The organism is Streptomyces sp. LZ34, from assembly GCF_053890475.1.
The window spans coordinates 7,572,243-7,590,594 of the sequence record NZ_CM132680.1; the positions used below are offsets into that span (position 1 = coordinate 7,572,243).

General features: G+C 70.2%; 18 protein-coding genes and 1 riboswitch. Of the genes, 11 read left to right on the forward strand and 7 right to left on the reverse strand.

Features of this window, described 5'->3' with window-relative positions:
- The first annotated feature begins 72 nt into the window (after positions 1-72).
- The 4 genes from ACWY4P_RS31560 (at position 73) to ACWY4P_RS31575 (ending at position 4,106) form a co-directional block, all read left to right on the forward strand.
- Entirely contained in the window at positions 73-693 is a 621-nt protein-coding gene (locus ACWY4P_RS31560; RefSeq protein WP_456203868.1) for a hypothetical protein, read from the forward strand.
- Between the two features lie 56 nt (positions 694-749).
- Positions 750-2,240 (forward strand): protein kinase domain-containing protein, encoded by a 1,491-nt coding sequence (locus ACWY4P_RS31565; RefSeq protein ID WP_456213127.1) that lies wholly within the window; start codon positions 750-752, stop codon positions 2,238-2,240.
- Between the two features lie 103 nt (positions 2,241-2,343).
- A complete protein-coding gene (locus tag ACWY4P_RS31570) occupies positions 2,344-3,081 on the forward strand; it encodes a SurA N-terminal domain-containing protein (protein ID WP_456203869.1) in 738 nt (245 codons plus the stop codon).
- 14 nt (positions 3,082-3,095) lie between these two features.
- On the forward strand, positions 3,096-4,106 hold the full coding sequence (locus tag ACWY4P_RS31575) for a nucleoside triphosphate pyrophosphohydrolase (RefSeq protein WP_456203870.1): 1,011 nt from the start codon (positions 3,096-3,098) through the stop codon (positions 4,104-4,106).
- A gap of 189 nt (positions 4,107-4,295) precedes the next feature.
- On the opposite strand, the gene ACWY4P_RS31580 is transcribed toward ACWY4P_RS31575, so the two are convergent.
- From ACWY4P_RS31580 to ACWY4P_RS31610, 7 genes are all read right to left on the reverse strand, one after another.
- The gene (locus tag ACWY4P_RS31580; RefSeq protein WP_456203871.1) at positions 4,296-5,090 is read right to left on the reverse strand and encodes an enoyl-CoA hydratase/isomerase family protein; all 795 of its coding nucleotides are present in this window, start codon (positions 5,088-5,090) and stop codon (positions 4,296-4,298) included.
- Positions 5,074-6,210: a cytochrome P450 gene (locus ACWY4P_RS31585; RefSeq protein WP_456203872.1), complete on the reverse strand. Its 1,137-nt coding sequence runs from the start codon at positions 6,208-6,210 to the stop codon at positions 5,074-5,076. The genes ACWY4P_RS31580 and ACWY4P_RS31585 overlap by 17 nt, the downstream gene beginning before the upstream one ends.
- A 269-nt stretch (positions 6,211-6,479) precedes the next feature.
- Positions 6,480-7,859, reverse strand: a complete 1,380-nt coding sequence (locus tag ACWY4P_RS31590) for a cytochrome P450 (RefSeq protein ID WP_456203873.1) — start codon at positions 7,857-7,859, stop codon at positions 6,480-6,482.
- A gap of 8 nt (positions 7,860-7,867) precedes the next feature.
- A complete protein-coding gene (locus tag ACWY4P_RS31595) occupies positions 7,868-8,458 on the reverse strand; it encodes a GTP-binding protein (RefSeq protein ID WP_456203874.1) in 591 nt (196 codons plus the stop codon).
- Positions 8,433-8,804 carry a DUF742 domain-containing protein gene (locus ACWY4P_RS31600; protein WP_319695934.1) on the reverse strand — a complete coding sequence of 124 codons (372 nt, stop codon included), beginning with the start codon at positions 8,802-8,804 and terminating at the stop codon, positions 8,433-8,435. Before ACWY4P_RS31600 ends, ACWY4P_RS31595 begins: the two co-directional genes overlap by 26 nt.
- Positions 8,801-9,202 (reverse strand): roadblock/LC7 domain-containing protein, encoded by a 402-nt coding sequence (locus ACWY4P_RS31605; RefSeq protein ID WP_456203875.1) that lies wholly within the window; start codon positions 9,200-9,202, stop codon positions 8,801-8,803. The genes ACWY4P_RS31600 and ACWY4P_RS31605 overlap by 4 nt, the downstream gene beginning before the upstream one ends.
- Positions 9,199-10,317 carry a sensor histidine kinase gene (locus ACWY4P_RS31610; RefSeq protein WP_456203877.1) on the reverse strand — a complete coding sequence of 373 codons (1,119 nt, stop codon included), beginning with the start codon at positions 10,315-10,317 and terminating at the stop codon, positions 9,199-9,201. The genes ACWY4P_RS31605 and ACWY4P_RS31610 overlap by 4 nt, the downstream gene beginning before the upstream one ends.
- Before the next feature lie 585 nt (positions 10,318-10,902).
- On the opposite strand from ACWY4P_RS31610, the gene ACWY4P_RS31615 reads away from it, so the two are divergent.
- The 7 genes from ACWY4P_RS31615 to ACWY4P_RS31645 all read left to right on the forward strand — a co-directional run bounded on the left by ACWY4P_RS31615 (position 10,903) and on the right by ACWY4P_RS31645 (position 18,165).
- On the forward strand, positions 10,903-12,198 hold the full coding sequence (locus ACWY4P_RS31615; RefSeq protein ID WP_456203878.1) for a cytochrome P450 family protein: 1,296 nt from the start codon (positions 10,903-10,905) through the stop codon (positions 12,196-12,198).
- Positions 12,199-12,390: 192 nt separating this feature from the next.
- Positions 12,391-13,356 (forward strand): transglycosylase family protein, encoded by a 966-nt coding sequence (locus ACWY4P_RS31620; RefSeq protein WP_456203879.1) that lies wholly within the window; start codon positions 12,391-12,393, stop codon positions 13,354-13,356.
- A gap of 261 nt (positions 13,357-13,617) precedes the next feature.
- A riboswitch (cyclic di-AMP (ydaO/yuaA leader) is annotated at positions 13,618-13,790 on the forward strand.
- Between the two features lies 1 nt (position 13,791).
- A complete protein-coding gene (locus tag ACWY4P_RS31625) occupies positions 13,792-14,478 on the forward strand; it encodes a transglycosylase family protein (protein WP_456203880.1) in 687 nt (228 codons plus the stop codon).
- A 182-nt stretch (positions 14,479-14,660) separates the two neighbouring features.
- The gene (eno, locus tag ACWY4P_RS31630) at positions 14,661-15,941 is read left to right on the forward strand and encodes a phosphopyruvate hydratase (protein WP_456203881.1); all 1,281 of its coding nucleotides are present in this window, start codon (positions 14,661-14,663) and stop codon (positions 15,939-15,941) included.
- 137 nt (positions 15,942-16,078) lie between these two features.
- Complete coding sequence (locus ACWY4P_RS31635; RefSeq protein WP_456203882.1) at positions 16,079-16,573, forward strand: FtsB family cell division protein; 495 nt, start codon at positions 16,079-16,081, stop codon at positions 16,571-16,573.
- Positions 16,574-16,633: 60 nt separating this feature from the next.
- Positions 16,634-17,227 carry a DUF501 domain-containing protein gene (locus tag ACWY4P_RS31640; RefSeq protein ID WP_456203883.1) on the forward strand — a complete coding sequence of 198 codons (594 nt, stop codon included), beginning with the start codon at positions 16,634-16,636 and terminating at the stop codon, positions 17,225-17,227.
- On the forward strand, positions 17,224-18,165 hold the full coding sequence (locus tag ACWY4P_RS31645) for a Ppx/GppA phosphatase family protein (RefSeq protein ID WP_456203884.1): 942 nt from the start codon (positions 17,224-17,226) through the stop codon (positions 18,163-18,165). Before ACWY4P_RS31640 ends, ACWY4P_RS31645 begins: the two co-directional genes overlap by 4 nt.
- Positions 18,166-18,352 lie beyond the last annotated feature (187 nt).

The window sequence follows — 18,352 nt, forward strand, 5'->3', positions numbered from 1 at the left end:
CGATGTATACGCTCAAGCGCGCGCCCGCACGCGCGCGAGCGCCCCTCGGCACCAGGTCCTCCAGGAGCAGCCATGCACGGCCACGCACCCGCGCCGCCGCCCCGCCCCGCCTCCACCGTGACGGTGGCCGTCCTGCGGGTGGTCTTCGTCGGCCTGACGATGCTGACCTTCGGCCTGCTGTCGTGGGTGACGATGCTGCGTGTGGCCATCCTGCGCCGCCGCGCGCTCGACTGGCTGCTGTTCTGGGGCACCTGTGTGGTGGTGGTGCTGGCGTTCGTGGAGTTCGGGACCGGCCCCGACGAGCCCGACGCGCTGGCGTACACGACCCTGGCGGGCATGTTCCTGCTGTCCTGCGCCGTGGCGACGCACTACCTGATCGTGGACATCAAGCACCACCGCCCGGCGCCGGCCGTGGGGCCGGGCGTCGCGCCGTACGTCCCGCCGGGGTATCCGCCCGTGCCCGCGCCCGGGGCGTACGGCTACCCGGCCCCGCCGCACCAGGCCGTGCCGCCGCAGCAGCCCCTCCAGCCGCACCAGCCCGTCCAGCCCCAGCCGCAGCCCCAACCCCAGCCCCAGCCCCACCCGCAAACCCAGCCCCAGCCGCAGCCGCAGCCCCAGCCGCAGCGCATCCAGCGCGTGCGCGCCGAGCTGGATGAGCTCAGCGACTACCTCCGCAGAGAGCAGGGCCGTTGAACGGACGCGTCGTCGCCGACCGCTATGAGCTGGCCACGCTCCTCGGCCAGGGCGGCATGGGCCAGGTGTGGACCGCGTACGACCGGCGGCTCGACCGCCGGGTCGCGGTCAAGCTGCTGCGCCCCGACCGGATGGCGATACCCAGCGACGGCGGCGACGGCGTCGACGAGCTGCGCCGCCGCTTCGTACGCGAGTGCCGGGTCACCGCGCAGGTCGACCACCGAGGGCTGGTCACCGTGCACGACGCGGGCAGCGACGACGACGACCTGTACCTGATCATGCAGTACGTGGAGGGCGCCGACCTCGCCGACCACCTCGCCGAACACGACCCCTATCCCTGGCAGTGGGCGGTGTGCGTCGTGGCGCAGCTGTGCGCGGTGCTCTCCGCCGTCCACGCGGTACCGATCGTGCACCGCGACCTCAAGCCGCGGAACGTGATGATCCGCCCCGACGGCTCGGTGACCGTGCTCGACCTCGGCGTCGCCGCCGTCCTCGACACCGACACCACCCGCCTCACCCACACCGGATCGCCCATCGGCAGCCCCGCCTATATGGCCCCCGAGCAGGCCATGGGCGGCGCCGTCGGCCCGTACACCGACCTGTACGCGCTGGGCGTGCTGCTGCATGAACTCCTCATCGGCGATGTGCCCTTCGCCGGCTCCACCGCCCTGGGCGTGCTGCACCGCCACCTCTACGAGCCGCCGGTCCCGGTCCGCCAGGCGCGGCCCGAGGTGCCCGAGGCACTGGAGGCGCTGGTGCTGCGGCTGCTCGCCAAGGACGCCCAGCACCGGCCGGCCGACGCCCAGGAGGTCTACCAGGCGCTGGTTCCGCTGCTGCCGTACGCCGCCGCGGCGCCCGGTGTCGCCGCCACCGGCCCCATGGACCCCACCCGCCCCTTCCTGCGCCCGCACGCCCCCTGGCCGGACCGCCCCGCCCCGCCACCCGCCGCTGTTCCGCCGGCGGCTCCCCCCGCCGCCCCCGCCCGGGCGGACGTGGCGGCGGCCGTCGACGAGGTCAAGCGCCTGCTCGACCAGGGGTGGATCACCCAGGCCGTGGACATCCTCGGCGCGATCCTCCCGGCGGCCGCCGCCGAACACGGCGAGCTCTCCCCGGTCGTACGGTCGCTGCGCAAGCAGTACGCGGTGACCCTCATGGACGACGGGCAGTACCGCCGCGCCCTGCCCGAGCTGCGCCGGCTCGCCGACGAGTACGCCGCCGAGTCGGGCCCGGAGGCGCTGCGCACCTCCCTTCAGTTCCGCTACGAGGCGGCCCAGTGCCTCGAACAGCTCGGTGAGGCGGCCCAGGCACTGGTCGAATACCGCACGCTGCTCCCGTACTTCGAGCAGTACGCGGCCACCGACCCGGCCACACCGCTGGAAGTCCGCCGCAGGATCGGGCACTTGCTGCTCTCCCTCGGCGACCGCCCGGCCGCCCACGACATGCTCGCCCGTCTCCTGTACGACGCCGAGCGGCTGCACGGCCCGCACCACCCCTTCCCGGAGGAGATCCGCCGCACGCTGCACTGGCTCGGGCAGGTCCGCGGTTAGGGAGGTGGCCGGAGCTCCGGCGAATCGTTGTCGAATCAGTGGCTTCGGCCGCGCCGACTCCATACCATCGTCAACGCCAGGTCGATCTATGCCGGGAGACTTGATGCTGCATCCCTTTGGGGGGCGTCCCCCATACCGTCGGAAGAACGCGGCTACGCCGCGTGGCCGAGCGGCCCTCGCCGTTCCCGCCGCTTCCGCGCTGCTCGCCGCCCCGCTGCTCACCGCCTGCGGCAATGACGCGCACCCCGGTGCCGCCGCCGTCGTGGACGGCAGCCGGATCACCGTCTCGCAGCTCCAGGCGCGGGTCAACGACGTCCGGGACGCGCAGCGCGGCTCTGCCAAGTCCGAGCAGCTGGTGGCCAACAGCGGTCAGCTGAGCCAGAGCACCCTGATCCGCATGATCCAGTTCCGGGTGATCGAGCGGGCCGGCAAGGACAACGGGGTGCGGGTGACCCCCCGCGATGTGCAGCAGTGCCGCAAGGCCGTCGAGGGGGCGGGCGGCGCCGAGGTGCTGCGCGACCTCCAGATGGGGCAGACGACGAAGTGCCGCCCGACCGCCGGGGCGCAGCCGGGTGGCGCCGCGGCGCTGCGCGACTTCTATCTGGAGCAGGGCATCGCCCCGGACCGCATCGACGACGCGCTGCGCGTGGAACTGATGCGCAACGCCCTGGTGCACAAGCTCGGCACGGCCAAGGTCAACGCGGTCTTCGCCAGCACCTCCAAGAAGCTGGCCATCGACGTCAACCCGCGCTACGGGACATGGGACGACACGCGGGGCACGGCGGTGCTGACCAAGGAGACCTGGCTGCGGACCTCCGAGGACGTGAGCCGGCAGGCGTAAGTTACGTTTCAAGGGTGATCGCCTCCGAAGCCCGCCACACAGTCCCTGCCGCAGGCCCTACCGGCCGTATCGTCCTGCTCACCACCAGCCACCGGGTGGCGCCCGGGCTGCTGTCGTGGCCCGCGTGGCAGGCGCTGCGCGGCGCGGACCGGGTGCTGTGCGCGGACTCGGCCCATCCGCAGCTGCCGTATCTGCGGGAGGCGGGCGTCGAGGTGGAGGAGGCGGCGCCCGATGCGCGCGGGCTGGTCGACTACTGCGTCACCGCGCCGGGCCGCACCGCCGTGGTGATCACCTCGGCGGACGGGGAGTCCGCGCTGACCGACGGGCTGGCCCGGCTCGCCGGGTCCGGGCGGGAGCGGATGCCGGACCTGGAGCTGCTGCCCGGGGCGTACGACCTGCCGGGCGCCCGCCTGCTGGACCTGGTCCAGGTGATGGACCGGATCCGGGTCGAGTGCCCGTGGAGCGGCGCGCGCACCAGCGAGGAGCTGGTGAAGTACGGCATCGAGGAGGCGTACGAGCTCGTCGAGGCCATCGAGCAGGGCGACCGCGAGGCGCTGCGCGAGGAGCTCGGCGATGTGCTGCTACAGGTCGTCTTCCACGCCCGGATCGCGCAGGAGGACCCGGACGAGCCGTTCTCGATCGACGAGGTGGCGGGCGGGATCGTGGACAAGCTGATCCGCCGCCATCCGCATATCTTCGGCGAGGAGGCGGCCGAGACCGCCGAGGACGTCAGGGCGCACTGGCTGCGTACGAAGGCGACCGAGAAGCAGCGCGACTCGGTCACCGACGGTGTGCCGCTGGGCCAGCCCGCGCTTGCGCTGGCCGCCAAGCTGGCGTCCCGCGCCGGTACGGCGGGCCTGGAGGTGCCGGTGCCCGAGCGGGAGGGCGTCGGCTACGAACTGCTCGCCCTGGCGGTGCGGGCGGCCGGGCAGGGCATCGAGCCGGAGACGGCGCTGCGCGCCGCGGCCCGTACGTACCGGGACGCGATCCGGGCGGCCGAAGGCGCGCGGCGCGGCGAGGAGTAGCCCTCGCGAGCGCTGCCGCGAGCCCCTGCCGCCGGGAGTACTGCCTCGGGGGCTGCACGCCGATTGCGCGGCCCGAAGGGTACGCGAGCCGCGGCGCGGACGCGGCGGCGCGGGGAGGCCCGCCACGCTCGGCGCGCCGCGCTGCCCTGCCGTCGCGAGGCCCCTGCCGTCGCGGGGCCCGCAGGCAGGTCAGGCGCCCGCCTCCCGTCCGGCGGCGATCACCGATGCCATGAGCTCGGCGTCCAGCAGGCTGGTGTCGGCGAGCCGGCTGCTGGACGCGTAGGAGTTCAGCAGCGTCTTGGTGACCCGTAGCGCCGCGGCGGAGCGGCGGACGACGGGCCGGGTCCACTCGTCGACCACACGGTCCAGCTCGGCCTCCGGGACGACCCGGTGGAGCACCGACAGCCGCTCTGCCTGGACCGCGTCGAACCCGGCGCCGGTCAGGATCAGTTCGCGGATCCGGGCGGCTCCCGCCTCCTGGAGCAGGCGGGGCAGCGAGCCTCCCCAGGCGGCCGGGAGGCCCAGGGCGAGCTCCGGCAGCCGGAAGCGGCAGTCGTCCGCCCCGACGCGCAGATCGCAGAAGAGCGCCAGGGCCAGCCCGGCGCCGATGACCTGGCCGTGCAGCCGGGCGATGGTGACGGCGCTCGTGGTGGCCAGGGCGTCGCACACCCGGCGGGCCTTGCCGCCGGTGGTCCGCAGCCCGGCGCCGGTGGAATCCGTGGCGAGCTGTTCGGCGTATTCCCTGCGGTCGCCGCCCGCGCAGAAATTGGCGCCGGCCCCGGAGAGGACGACCACGCGGATATCGGGGCGGTCGTGCACGGCGCCGAGCACCGCGAGCAGATCGTCCAGCACGCGGTCCGTGATGGCGTTTCCGTTTTCCGGGGTGTTGAACCGTACCTGCACCACGGGGCCGTCGTGGGTGACGTACAGAGACTTGAGCGACACGGTGTTTCCCTCTTCCCGCTGCTCAGCGTTCGGCGACATGGAGCGCGGTGAGTCGACGGAATGCCATACGGGGTTCCCAGAGGGGCGGTGTGGTGACGCGCAGGGTCGGAAAACGGCGGTTGAGGCCCTGGAGCAGTTCGGTCGCCTCGAGCCGGGCGAGTGCGGCTCCGATGCAGTAATGAATCCCGCCGCCGAAACCGAGGTGGGCGGCCGTGCGTCCGATGTCGAAGCTGTCCGGATCGGCGAATTGGGCCGGGTCATGATTGGCTGCCGCGATCATGACATGTACTACCTCGTCCCGCTCTATTCGAATTCCGGAGAGATAGGTGTCCTCCGTGGCGACGCGGGTGGTCAGATGAATGGGGGGATCGTAACGCAGGACCTCTTCGACGGCGTTCGGGGCGGCCGCGGGGTGGTCCAGCAGCCAAGCCCGCTGCCGTGGATGCTGGTCGAGCAGCCAGACCATGTTCGACAGCAGGGTGGAGGTGGTCTCCAGGGAGGCGATGACGATGAACATCACCAGGTGGTAAAGCGTTTCGTCAGCGACCTCGCGGTCCGGTTCGAGCTCGTCCCAGGTGCGGATCCAGCGCGAGAGGGCGTCGTCGCCGAGGGAGCGCCTGCGCTCGGCGACCACCGCGGTGAAGTACTCGCGCAGACCTTCGGCGGCGATATTGGCCTGGGCCAGCTGGCTCGCCGAGGGGAGTAGTTCCTGGGCATATGCCTGGCCGTGGGTGAGCTCCCTGAGCAGGGCGTGGTCGGCCGCGGGCAGTTTCAGCCAGTGGCTGATGGTGGCCACCGGCAGCTCCTCGCCGACCAGGGTGGCGAAATCGGCCTCACCGGCCGTGCGCAGCCGGTCGGAAAGCCGGTCCAGAAGGTCTTCGACGGTCTGCGCGACAAAGGGCTGCAGACCGGACAGCGTGGAGCGGTCGAATACATTGCCAAGGGCGCGCCGCTGCTGGGTGTGGAACGGCGGATTGAGTCCCTGGAGAGTTTTGCTCAATTGACGTGAGGCGGGCGCGTTCCAGCGATTTCCATCGCCCTGGCGCGCCCGCCACTCGGCGTCGAAGGTGGCCCATGTCTTGCTTCGGAGGACCTGGTCGCACAGTTCGTGAGACAGCAAGAGGTAGCCGTTCCAGGGCGCGGGCACGACGTCGCCCATCGCCCTGAGTTCGGCGTAGATGGGGTAAGGGTTCGCCTGCCCCCGGGAAGCTCGTAGGCGGGATATGAGTGAAACCATAGAACGTCGGTCAACAATGGTGCTGGCGGCGGTAGGTTCCACAACCACTCCTTCTGGGCAGCACCCCGGTTGGGGTCACAGTAAGTCGCGTAATTGACCGGAACGGATCAGTCCGCGCGAATTCGCGATACGTCCTACCCGCACGATTGAACATCCATTCATACGGAAACTGGTTCGAATTGTGGGCAAGATCACGACTTCCACCAGGCGAGGAAGGAGCTCCACGCGCTGCTCTTCTGCGCCTTGCCCCGGGAGCGTGTCTGGGGCGCGGCCGCGGGGGTGACCGCGGGGCCGGCCTGCGGGGCGGGAGTCATCATCGAGGGCTGCTGGGCGCGGACCGGGGCGAAGCGGGCCGGAAGCGAGGTGAGGGCCCGGTGGAAGGGGCCGGGCCGCCAGGCCAGGCTCTCAACGGGCACGGCCAGTTCGACATCCGGCAGCTGGTTGAGCAGGTTCTCGATGGCCGACACCGCGATGAGCTGGGCAGGGTCCTTGGCCGGGCATGCGTGCGGACCGGCGCTCCAGGCCAGGTGGGCACGCTTGCTGAGGACCTGCCGCGAGGAGGACAGCGCGGGGTCGGTGTTCGCGGCGGCGAAGCTGATCACTACGAGGTCGCCCGCCTTGAGCAGGTTGCCGCCGAGCTCGACGTCGTACACCGGGTAATGCGGGGCGTAGTTGGCCATGGGCGGGCTGTTCCACAGGACGTCGTCGATGACGTCCTGGACCAGGAGCCCGCCGGCCTGCGAACCGCCGGCGTGCTTCTCGTCGCACAGCAGCAGGTACAGACCGTTGGCGATCAGGTTCCGCTGGGGTTCCGTACCGGCGCTGATGAGCATGACCAGCTGATGGATCATCTCCTCGTCGGTCAGCTTGGCCGGGTGGGCCATCAGCCGCGAGGTGACGTCGTCGCCCGGCTGCCGCCGCTTGAGGGCGACCAGCTCGATCAGGGCCTGGGTGAGCTCCTCGTTCGCCTTCTCGGCGTCCATGCTGGCGTCGAAGATGCCGGAGGTGCCGATGACCAGCCGGTCACCGATCGACGGCGAGCAGCCGAAGAGCTCGTTGAACACCAGCAGCGGCAGCATCTTGGCGTAGTCGTTCAGCAGGTCGGCCTCGCCGAGGGCGCTGAACTGGCTGATGAGATACGAGGAGACGCGCTCGACCTGACGGCTGAGCCAGTGGGCGTCCACACCGGCGAGGCTGTCCGTCACCGCCTGGCGCAGCCGCAGATGCTCCGCGCCATCGGTGAACAGCGCGTTCGGCCGGTAGGCCAGCATGGGCAGCACCGGGTTGTTCGGCGCCACCTTGCCCTCGTTCAGGTCGCGCCAGCGGCGCGAGTCCTTCCGGAAGGTGTCGGGGTTCTGCAGCAGCTGCAGCGCCGCCGCGTAGTCCGTGACGAGGGTGGCGTCCACGCCGGGGGCGAGCTCGACCGGCGCGGTCGGCCCGTACTGGCGCATATGGGTGTAGAACGCCTGGGGATCGGCCGCGAACTCGGGCCCGTACATGGGCACTCGCCGACCGCTGTTGTGTGCGGGGCAGCCGGGTGGTGGTTCGGAGAAGGCCGATTGGTTGTTCATTGTTGCTCCTAGCGGGCACGGTCCTGCAGATAGCGCACGAGCGTGATCAGTGCGTTGGCCGATGACTTCGTGTCGCGTGCGTCACAGGTGACGACCGGGGTCTCCGGCAGCAGGTCGAGAGCCTCACGCAGCTCGTCGTCGGAGCGGGCCGGCGTGCCGTCGAAGTGGTTGACGGATATCGCGTAGGGGAGCCCGTACTGTTCGACCAGGTCGATGACGTCGAAGGACTCCTTGAGACGCTCGGGGTCGACCAGCACCAACGCCCCGAGGGCGCCGCGGGTCATGTCCTCCCAGACCTGGACGAAGCGCTGCTGTCCGGGGGTTCCGAACAGATACAGGACAAGTCGGTCGCTGAGGGTGAGCCGACCGAAGTCCATGGCCACGGTGGTCGTGGTCTTGCCCTGGACACCGCGCAGGTCGTCGACGTGAGCCGCCGCCTGCGTCATGGTTTCCTCGGTACGCAGCGGGGGAATCTCCGACATGGTGCCGATGAAGGTCGTCTTGCCCACGGCGAAATGCCCCACCACCAGGATCTTGGCGGCTATCTGCACATTGTTGCGCAGATAGACGTCCTCATCCGAAGCGGGCCTGGAGACCATCCAGTACCTCCTGAAGGACCGATACGTCGACGAGTTGGGCGGGAGGTGCCGGGGCGCGTGTGACGAGATAGCCGTCCGAGGAGAGATCGGACAGCAAAACCTTCACGATGCCGATGGGAAGTCCCAGGTGGCCCGCGATTTCGGCAACCGAGAGGTAGCCTCCGCCACACAGGTCCAACAGGCGGCGCTTCTCCGGGTCGTAATGGCTGGGCGGCCGTTGTTCGGAGGCGGTGACCAGCGTGATCAGATTGAACTGGTCATTGTCCGGCAATCCGCGACCGTTGGTGATGACGTACGGTCGCACTAAGGGTGCGGCCTCTGGCTCTTGCTCACCCGGTGTAATCATGCCTGAATACTTGTGCTCTCTCGAGGCGGTGTGCTGAGGGCCTTGCCGAGCTGGCCGACAAGCTGCTGCATCCGGAAGGTGATGTCCGCCATGTCGACGTCGGGGGCGGACGAGACGGCCAGATAGGCGCCTTCTCCGGCGGAGATCAGAAAGACCCAGCCGCCGTCGAACTCCACCAGCGTCTGACGCCAGCTCATCCGGGGGTCGCCGCAGAAGCTGGACATCGTGCGGCTCAGCGACTGAATGCCGCTCATCGCCGCGGCGATCGAGTCGGCCTCGTCCTTCTCGACATCTTTGGAGCGGGCCATCAGCAGACCGTCGGCGGAGACCAGGAGCGCATGACGGGCGCCCGGTACCTCCAGGGCGCTCTCAAGCATCCATGACAGATCGTTGTTCACGAAAGATCGTGCCCTTCCCTGCTCGGGTTTGCGGAGCGGCCGGACTGAGTGCCGCGCTGGAAGGCGCCCATGATCGAGGCGGTCTCCTCGCTGGACCGGGCCCCGCCGGGTGTGAAGTCCGCTTTCGGCACGATGGAGATCGAGCCCTTGCGCCGGCGTTTGGGCAGGCCCCCGGTTGTGGAGGGCTCGGCGGGAGCCTCCTCGGCGTGCCTGCCGGCGGGCGAGGCGGTCGCCGGAGGCTCCTCCGGCTCGGGCATGTTGGTGAGAAGGTCCTCGGGCAGAAGTACCACCGCGCGCACACCACCGTAGGGAGAGGCCGAATCCACGGAGACAGTGAAGCCGTATCGGGCCGCGAGCACGCCGATGACCGCGAAACCGAACTGCGGGGGGTTCCCCAGGCCCGTGACACCCGACGCGCGCTTGGAAGCCAGCAGCTCGTCGGCTCTGTTCTTCTCTTCCTCGTTCATACCGACACCGGCGTCATCGATGATGATGCAGACGCCCTTGGGCACGGTGCGGATCGTGATGTCGATCGGGGAGTCCGGCGCCGAGTAGCTGGTCGCGTTGTCCAGCAGTTCGGCCAGCGCCAGCGCGACCGGTTCGACGGCGCGGCTGACCACCGCGAAATTGGACTGGGAACGGATCTCGACGCGCGTGTAGTGGCGGATACGGCCCTTCGCGCTGCGGACCACGTCGTACACCGAGGCGACGGAGCGCTGACGGCCGAGCCAGCCGTCACAGAGCACCGCGATGGACTGGGCACGCCGACCGAACTGTGAGTTCATGTGGTCGATCTCGAGGAGGTCCTGGAGCATGTAGTGCTCCCCGTACTTCTCCTGCGTCTTGGAGATCGCCAGCTGCTGCTCGTTGGCGAGACCCTGGAGCGTGCGCATCGCGGACTTCAGCGCGCTCTTCGTGGCCTCTTCCGCGCGGGTATGGGCTTCCTGTACCGCTGCCGAATAATTGCTTTCGAGCTCGGTATAGCGATTCTGGAGCTCGGTCTTCTCGTTGACGAGCTTTGTGCGCGCCTTTCGCCCGCGGAATATGGCGGTTGCGGCGAGAGGAGTACCAACGATCAGAGCCCAGAGCGCTGGATCCTGTATGTATTGCGTCATGAGACTCTCTTTAAACGACTAGACCGCCAGGGACTGAAAAGGTTTCGTACGATGCGTTCCGAATTCTCATCTGGGCGGCGGCGAGTCAGTGCCCGGACGGTGCCCGCTCGGCCCGAGGGCAGCGCGCCCGTCTGCACGGCGCCAGTGCGGGGGCGTCGGTCTGCCGGATCGGCTCCACATGCCCGACTGGCGGCATAATGCTCCTCAGAGTGATGACCCTTTTCGGCTTTTTGCCGGATCGCCGCGTGTGTACGCGCCCATGGCTCGCCTGGCAAGCGCGGTGATCGTATCACCAGGGTCAGGGGCCGACGTGCATGTGCCTCCGTCCCATTCGCATACCTGACGCTGATTCAGCCACGTGCTCTTCGCTCCCCGTTCACCGGGGTGGCCGAGCGCGGCAGGACATCGCGGGGCGGTGCGCGCCGAGGCCGCCGCCGGACGTGCGGTGGCGGTCTGATATCGGCCAAATCGCGCTGTGCTGGAGCGGGTGGCCGGGCATTCGTACACGCATCGGATAAACGCCCGGTGTTTATGCCCTTTTTCTACGGAATCAGGGATTCCGGTGCCTTGCCGTATTGTCGGGGGGTGTCAGACCAGCCCCACCCCGCCTGCTCCCCCGCCCTTTTCAGCTGGGAGTTCGCCGCCGATCCGTATCCCGCGTACGCCTGGCTGCGGGAACACGCCCCCGTCCACCGGACCACTCTGCCCAGCGGCGTCGACGCATGGCTGGTGACCCGTTACGCCGACGCGCGGGCCACGCTCGCCGATCCCCGGCTGTCGAAGAATCCGATTCACCACAGCGAGGCCGCGCACGCCAAGGGCAAGGTCGGCATCCCGGGCGAGCGCAGCGCGGACCTCATGACACATCTGCTCAATATCGACCCGCCCGACCACACCCGGCTGCGGCGGCTGGTGTCCAAGGCGTTCACCCCCCGCCGCGTGGCGGCTTTCGCCCCGCGCGTCCAGGAGCTGACCGACCGCCTCATCGACGGCTTCCGGATAAGAGGAGAGGCGGACCTGATCCATGAGTTCGCCTTCCCGCTGCCCATCTACGCCATCTGCGATCTGCTGGGCGTCCCCCGCGAGGACCAGGACGACTTCCGGGACTGGGCCGGGATGATGATCCGGCACGGCGGCGGGCCGCGCGGCGGGGTGGCCCGGGCGGTGAAGCGGATCCGCGCCTATCTCTCCGACCTCATCCACCGCAAGCGGGAGTCGCTGCGCGCGGCTGACGGGGGTAAGGCCGACGACCTGATCTCCGGGCTGATCCGGGCCAGCGACCACGGCGAGCAGCTCACCGAGAACGAGGCCGCGGCCATGTGCTTCGTGCTGTTGTTCGCGGGTTTCGAAACGACCGTCAACCTCATCGGCAATGGCACCTATGCGCTGCTGCGCGACCCCGCCCAGTGTGACCGGCTGCGGCGGGCCGCCTATGAAGGGGACGAGGGGCTGTTGGCGACCGGCGTCGAGGAACTGCTCCGCTATGACGGGCCGGTGGAGATCGCGACCTGGCGGTTCGCCACCGAGCCCGTGGTGATCGGTGGGCAGCGGATCGCCGCGGGCGAGCCGGTGCTGGTGGTGCTCGCCGCCGCCAACCGCGACCCCGAGCGCTTCGACTCACCCGATGTGCTCGACCTCTCCCGCACCGACAACCAGCACCTCGGTTACGGTCACGGCATCCATTACTGCCTGGGCGCACCACTGGCCCGGCTGGAGGCCCGGACCGCCATCGGCACCCTGCTGCGCCGCCTGCCCGACCTGCGGCTCGCGGTGGACCCGGAGGAGGTCCGCCGACGCGGCGGCCTGATCATGCGCGGGCTGCGCGAACTGCCCGTGACCTGGGGCCCGACGGACCGGGGTGGTGCCCCGTTCGAGGCCTAACAACGCCTTTAGGGCCCGGCATATGTGACATAACCTCAGCCGCGTGATCACTGCGTGACCTGGGATACATCTGCTTGTGATGATCAGATGGCGTCGCTATGTTCAACCGACGACTCAGCCGCCACACGAGAGGCAGAACCCATGCGCTCCGGGAACGGTCGACACCGCCGCCCCCGCCAGGCCCCGGCAATCGTGGTCGCCGCGGGGGTGACGGGCGCGGGCATCGCCATGCCCCTCTTCGGCGCCGTCAGCGCCCAGGCCGCGGACACCCACACCTGGGACCGCGTCGCCGAGTGCGAGAGCGGAGGGATGTGGAGCGCCAACGGAGGCAATGGCTTCTATGGCGGTCTTCAGATCACCTTGGACATGTGGAAGAAGTACGGCGGCCAGCAGTACGCCCCACGCCCCGACCTCGCCAGCCGCTCCCAGCAGATAGCCATCGCCCAGGCGATCCTCGGCGACCGCGGCCCGGACGCCTGGCCGAGCTGTGCGCTGGGCGCCGGGCTCGCCGGCCTCGGCGACGTGCTGGAGGTGGACCCCGGCGGGAAGGGCGCGCCGGGGGCCAAGGGGTCGAAGGAGCCCACGGGGATCGACGACTCGACGACGGGTGAATCGTCCGATAACTCCGATCGGGGCGATCAGTCCGATAGTTCTGATAGTCCTGGTAACTCCGGTAGTTCTGGAGAATCCGATACGTCCGACAAGGCCGGTAAGCCGGATCCCTCCGCGACCGCCGACGGCAAGTCCGGCGAGAAGGACGGGAAGTCCGGCGACGCCGCCGACGAGACATCCCGCGAGGAGGGCGGCTCCGCGTCCGACGAGGGCGACGCGAAGGGCGAGGACTCCTCCACCTCCACCGGCCGCCACCGCGGTGCGCCCGACGCCCGGGAGCAGGAGTCCGGAGACGCGGTGGACGACGACGCCCGGTCCTCGGGGCGCCACGCTTCGCGCGACGGTGCGGAGCGCACCGAGACGCCCCTTCCGCCCCTCGGGCGCGCGGACAACGCCGTGCGCGGCGGTGACAACCTGTCAGACATCGCGGACGACCAGGAGGCGGATGGAGGGTGGGCCGAGCTCTACGGGGCCGATGAAACCCTCCTCGGAACCGACCCGGACCTCGTTCACCCTGGTCAGCGTCTCGATCTCAGCGCCAGATAGCGGCAGTTCGGGGTGAATTGCCCGATCTGGCGGCGGTGAGACATACATCTCGTCACATCGCCCGGCGTGTGTCAGCTGTCCGATCTTTCCGCACCCGGCCTCACCTGCGTAGATGTGGGACGGCTGGGTGCGGATACCGCCTCATTCGCTGGGATGTCGGGGTTTGAACCTCGTCGGAAGGTGTGTTTAACGTCTTTCCGCTCGCCACCGCGGGCACCGTCGATCGTCACGCCGAGTCCTGCCGGCGGTCGGGGGGAACCCGACGCGTCAGCGCCGAAGGCAGGAGCGGGGGAACCAAGGTAGGCGCCGTAGCGGCCCGGAGACGGGCTCGTTCGGCTCGGGGTGAAGCCAAGGTGCGGTCAGCCGCACCCGGCCGGGCAACTCACATGGCCCGAACCCGACAGCTCACCTCGTAGGCGTCGGTGAGGAACGAACATGCGTAACGACAAGGGTAAGCACCGCCGTCCCTCCAAGGTCACCCGCATCGCCGCGCTCGCCGGCATCGCAGGTGCGGCCGTCGCCGCACCGCTCCTGGGGGCCACCTCCGCATCGGCCGCGACCACCGCTCAGTGGGACACGGTCGCGCAGTGCGAGTCCGGCGGCAACTGGTCGATCAACACGGGTAACGGCTTCTACGGCGGCCTCCAGTTCACCAACTCCACCTGGGCCGCGTACGGCGGCACGGCCTTCGCGCCCCGCGCCGACCTGGCCACCAAGGACCAGCAGATCCAGATAGCCGAGAAGGTCCTGGCCGGGCAGGGCAAGGGCGCCTGGCCGGTCTGCGGCACGGGCCTGACCACCACGGGCACCCCGACCCCCGCCACCACCACGACCCAGCCCGCGAAGCCGGCCCAGCCCGCCAAGCCGGCTGCCAAGCCCGCGCAGCCGGCCGCGCCGAAGGCGCAGCCCCGCGGCGAGGACGAGCACGCCGGGCGCGGGCAGGCCCGCCACGCGGTCAAGAAGGGCGACGGCGAGTACAAGGTCAAGTCCGGTGACACCCTCTCCAAGATCGCCGATGCGCGCCACGTCGAGGGCGGCTGGAAGAAGCTCTTCGAGCTGAACAAGGACATCGTCGAGGACGCCAACCTGATCTACCCGGGCCAGCAGCTCCACCTTTCCTGACCCTCCCCGCCGGGCCTCCCCCACCCCGGCCCCCCTCGACCCCGACACCCCCGAAGACGGCCCCGGCCGGGTGCGCCGCCCCCCCCACGCGAGGCGCGCCCCGCCGGGGCTTCGTCGGGTGGGCCCCCCGGGCCCGTTAGGCTCGTGCTGCAGAACCACAGACCCATACGAAGGAGATCCTCGTGCCGTCCATCGACGTCGTCGTAGCTCGCGAGATCCTCGACTCGCGAGGCAACCCCACGGTCGAGGTCGAGGTCGGCCTCGACGACGGCAGCACCGGCCGTGCCGCCGTGCCCTCCGGTGCCTCCACCGGTGCCTTCGAGGCCCTTGAACTCCGCGACGGCGACAAGAACCGTTACGGCGGCAAGGGCGTCGAGAAGGCCGTCCTCGCCGTCATCGAGCAGATCGGTCCGGAGCTCGTCGGCTACGACGCCACCGAGCAGCGCCTGATCGACCAGGCGATGTTCGACCTGGACGCCACCCCGGACAAGTCCTCGCTCGGCGCCAACGCCATCCTCGGTGTCTCGCTCGCGGTCGCGCACGCCGCCTCCGAGGCCTCCGACCTCCCGCTCTTCCGGTACCTGGGCGGCCCGAACGCCCACCTCCTGCCGGTCCCGATGATGAACATCCTCAACGGCGGCTCGCACGCCGACTCCAACGTGGACATCCAGGAGTTCATGATCGCGCCGATCGGCGCCGAGTCCTTCTCCGAGGCGCTGCGCTGGGGCACCGAGGTCTACCACACCCTGAAGTCCGTGCTGAAGGAGCGGGGCCTGTCCACCGGCCTCGGCGACGAGGGCGGCTTCGCCCCGAACCTGAACTCCAACCGCGACGCCCTGGACCTGATCGTCGAGGCGATCAAGAAGGCCGGCTACCAGCCGGGCCAGGACATCGCGCTGGCGCTCGACGTCGCCGCCTCCGAGTTCTACAAGGACGGCTCCTACACCTTCGAGGGCCAGTCGCGCAGCGCCGCCGAGATGACCGCGTACTACGCGGAGCTGGTCGACGCGTACCCGCTGGTCTCCATCGAGGACCCGCTGAACGAGGAGGACTGGGACGGCTGGAAGACGATCACCGACCAGCTCGGTGACCGGGTCCAGCTGGTCGGCGACGACCTGTTCGTCACCAACCCGGAGCGGCTGGCCCGCGGCATCGAGAGCGGCACCGCGAACTCGCTGCTGGTCAAGGTCAACCAGATCGGCTCGCTGACCGAGACCCTGGACGCCGTCGAGCTGGCCCAGCGCAACGGCTTCAAGTGCATGATGTCGCACCGCTCCGGTGAGACCGAGGACGTCACCATCGCGGACCTGGCCGTCGCCACCAACTGCGGCCAGATCAAGACCGGCGCCCCCGCCCGCTCCGAGCGCGTGGCCAAGTACAACCAGCTGCTGCGCATCGAGGAGATCCTCGACGACGCGGCGGTGTACGCGGGCCGCTCCGCCTTCCCGCGCTTCAAGGGCTGAACCGCCCCGACCTGGCAGTCGCGTCGCCTGACAGCCGCACCTGACTGGCAGGCGCCGCCTGACGCACGTCCCCGGCCCCGGTCCCGTACCGTGGCCGGGGACGGCGTACGTAGCGAAGTCACAACCGGGGAGGCGACGTGCCGGCGGATCGGGATCGGTTCTCCACCGCGACCAGGCTCAGGGCGCTCGGCGAGCAGGCCGCCGCCCGTGTCTACCGCGCCCGCATCCGACGCCGCCGCAGCCGGCTCACCGGCCGGGCCGCGCTGCTCGCGCTGGTCGTCTGCTCGCTCGTGGTGGCCCTCGCCTACCCGATGCGGCAGTACATCTCGCAGCGCTCGGACATCTCCGACCAGCGGCGCCAGGCCCAGAACGAGCGCGAGGCCGTCAAGCAGCTGCGCGAGGAGAAGGCCAGGCTCCAGGACCCCGCGTATATCGAGCAGCAGGCCCGCGAGCGGCTGCACTTCACGCTGCCGGGGGAGACCGGCTACAGCGTGGTCGACGGCAGCGGCAAGGCCGAGCGCTCGTCCGACCAGAGCGCGGCCGGCCGCCCCTGGTACAGCAACATGTGGGAAAGCGTCGACGCCGCAGACAACGCAGACGCCACAGACGCCGCGGGCCGCGCGAAGCGCTGACCGAAGAACCGGCCGCCGGAGGCGACCGGCCCCGAACCGATCGAAGAGAACTTCCGAGCCATGGACACGCCCCCTCCGCAGACGGAACCCACCGCGCCCACCGACGCGGACATCGCCGCCGTCAAGGAGCAGCTGAACCGCCTCCCGCGCGGGCTGCGCGCCGTCGCGCACCGCTGCCCCTGCGGCAATCCGGACGTCGTCGAGACCGCGCCGCGGCTCGAGGACGGCTCGCCCTTCCCGACCGTCTACTACCTGACCTGCCCGCGCGCCGCTTCCGCGATCGGCACGCTGGAGGCCGAGGGCGTGATGAAGGAGATGACGGCCCGGCTGGCGACCGACCCCGAACTGGCCGACGCCTACCGGGCGGCCCACGAGGACTACCTCGCGCGCCGTGACGCGATCGAGGTGCTGGAGGGCTTTCCGAGCGCGGGCGGGATGCCGGACCGGGTCAAGTGTCTGCATGTCCTCGTCGCCCACTCCCTCGCCGCGGGCCCGGGGGTCAACCCGCTCGGGGACGAGGCCCTCGCCATGCTGCCCACGTGGTGGGCGAAGGGGCCGTGCGTGGCACCGTGCGGCGGGGCGGCGGATGCGGAAAAGAGCGCGGAAAAGAGCGGGGAGAAGAGCGGGGAGAAGAGCGCGGGGGAGAGAGCATGACCCGCGTCGCGGCCGTGGACTGCGGCACCAACTCGATCCGGCTGCTGGTGGCCGACGCCGACCCGGCCACCGGCCGGATCACCGAGCTCGACCGCCGGATGCGGATCGTCCGGCTCGGCCAGGGCGTGGACCGCACCGGGCGGCTGGCCCCCGAGGCCCTGGAGCGCACCTTCGCGGCCTGCCGTGAGTACGCGGAGGTGATCGGCGGGCTCGGCGTGGAGCGGGTCCGCTTCGTCGCCACCTCCGCCTCCCGCGACGCCGAGAACCGCGACGAGTTCGTGCGCGGAGTCGTGGAGATCCTGGGCGTGGAGCCCGAGGTGATCAGCGGCGACCAGGAGGCGGAGTTCTCCTTCACGGGCGCCACCAAGGAGCTGACCGACCGTGAGGGGTTCGCGCGGCCGTATCTGGTGGTGGACATCGGCGGCGGCTCGACCGAGTTCGTGGTCGGCGACGACCATGTGCGGGCCGCGCGCAGCGTGGACATCGGCTGTGTGCGGATGACCGAGCGCCATCTGGTCGTGGACGGACGGATCACCGATCCGCCGACGGTCCATCAGATCACCGCCATACGGGCCGACATCGAGCGGGCCCTGGATCTCGTCGAGGAGACGGTGCCGATCCGGGAGGCGGGCAGTCTGGTCGGGCTGGCGGGCTCGGTCACCACCGTCGCCGGCATCGCGCTGGAGCTGCCGGAGTACGACTCCGCCGCCATCCACCACTCGCGCGTCTCCCTCGACCAGGTCCGCGAGATCACGGACAAGCTGATCGGCTCCACACACGCCGAGCGGGCGGCCATCCCCGTGATGCACGAGGGCCGGGTGGATGTGATCGCCTCAGGTGCGCTCGTACTGCTGGCGATCATGGAGCGGTGCGGGGCCCGGGAGGTCGTGGTGAGCGAGCACGACATCCTCGACGGCATCGCCTGGAGCGTCGCCTGACGGGGTCGGGAGGGGGTGTGGACCCCCTGTGAGGGGCCCGTGGAGACCCGCCCGCAGAAAACTTCGTGAAAAGCTTCACATGAAAAAGGTGCCTGGTGGCCGCATGGTGCGACCGCCGGGGCCGGTTCGGGGGCCGTTTCGGGGGGCGTGCCCGCCCGACGGTCCCGCCGGCGCTCGTGGCGGTCGT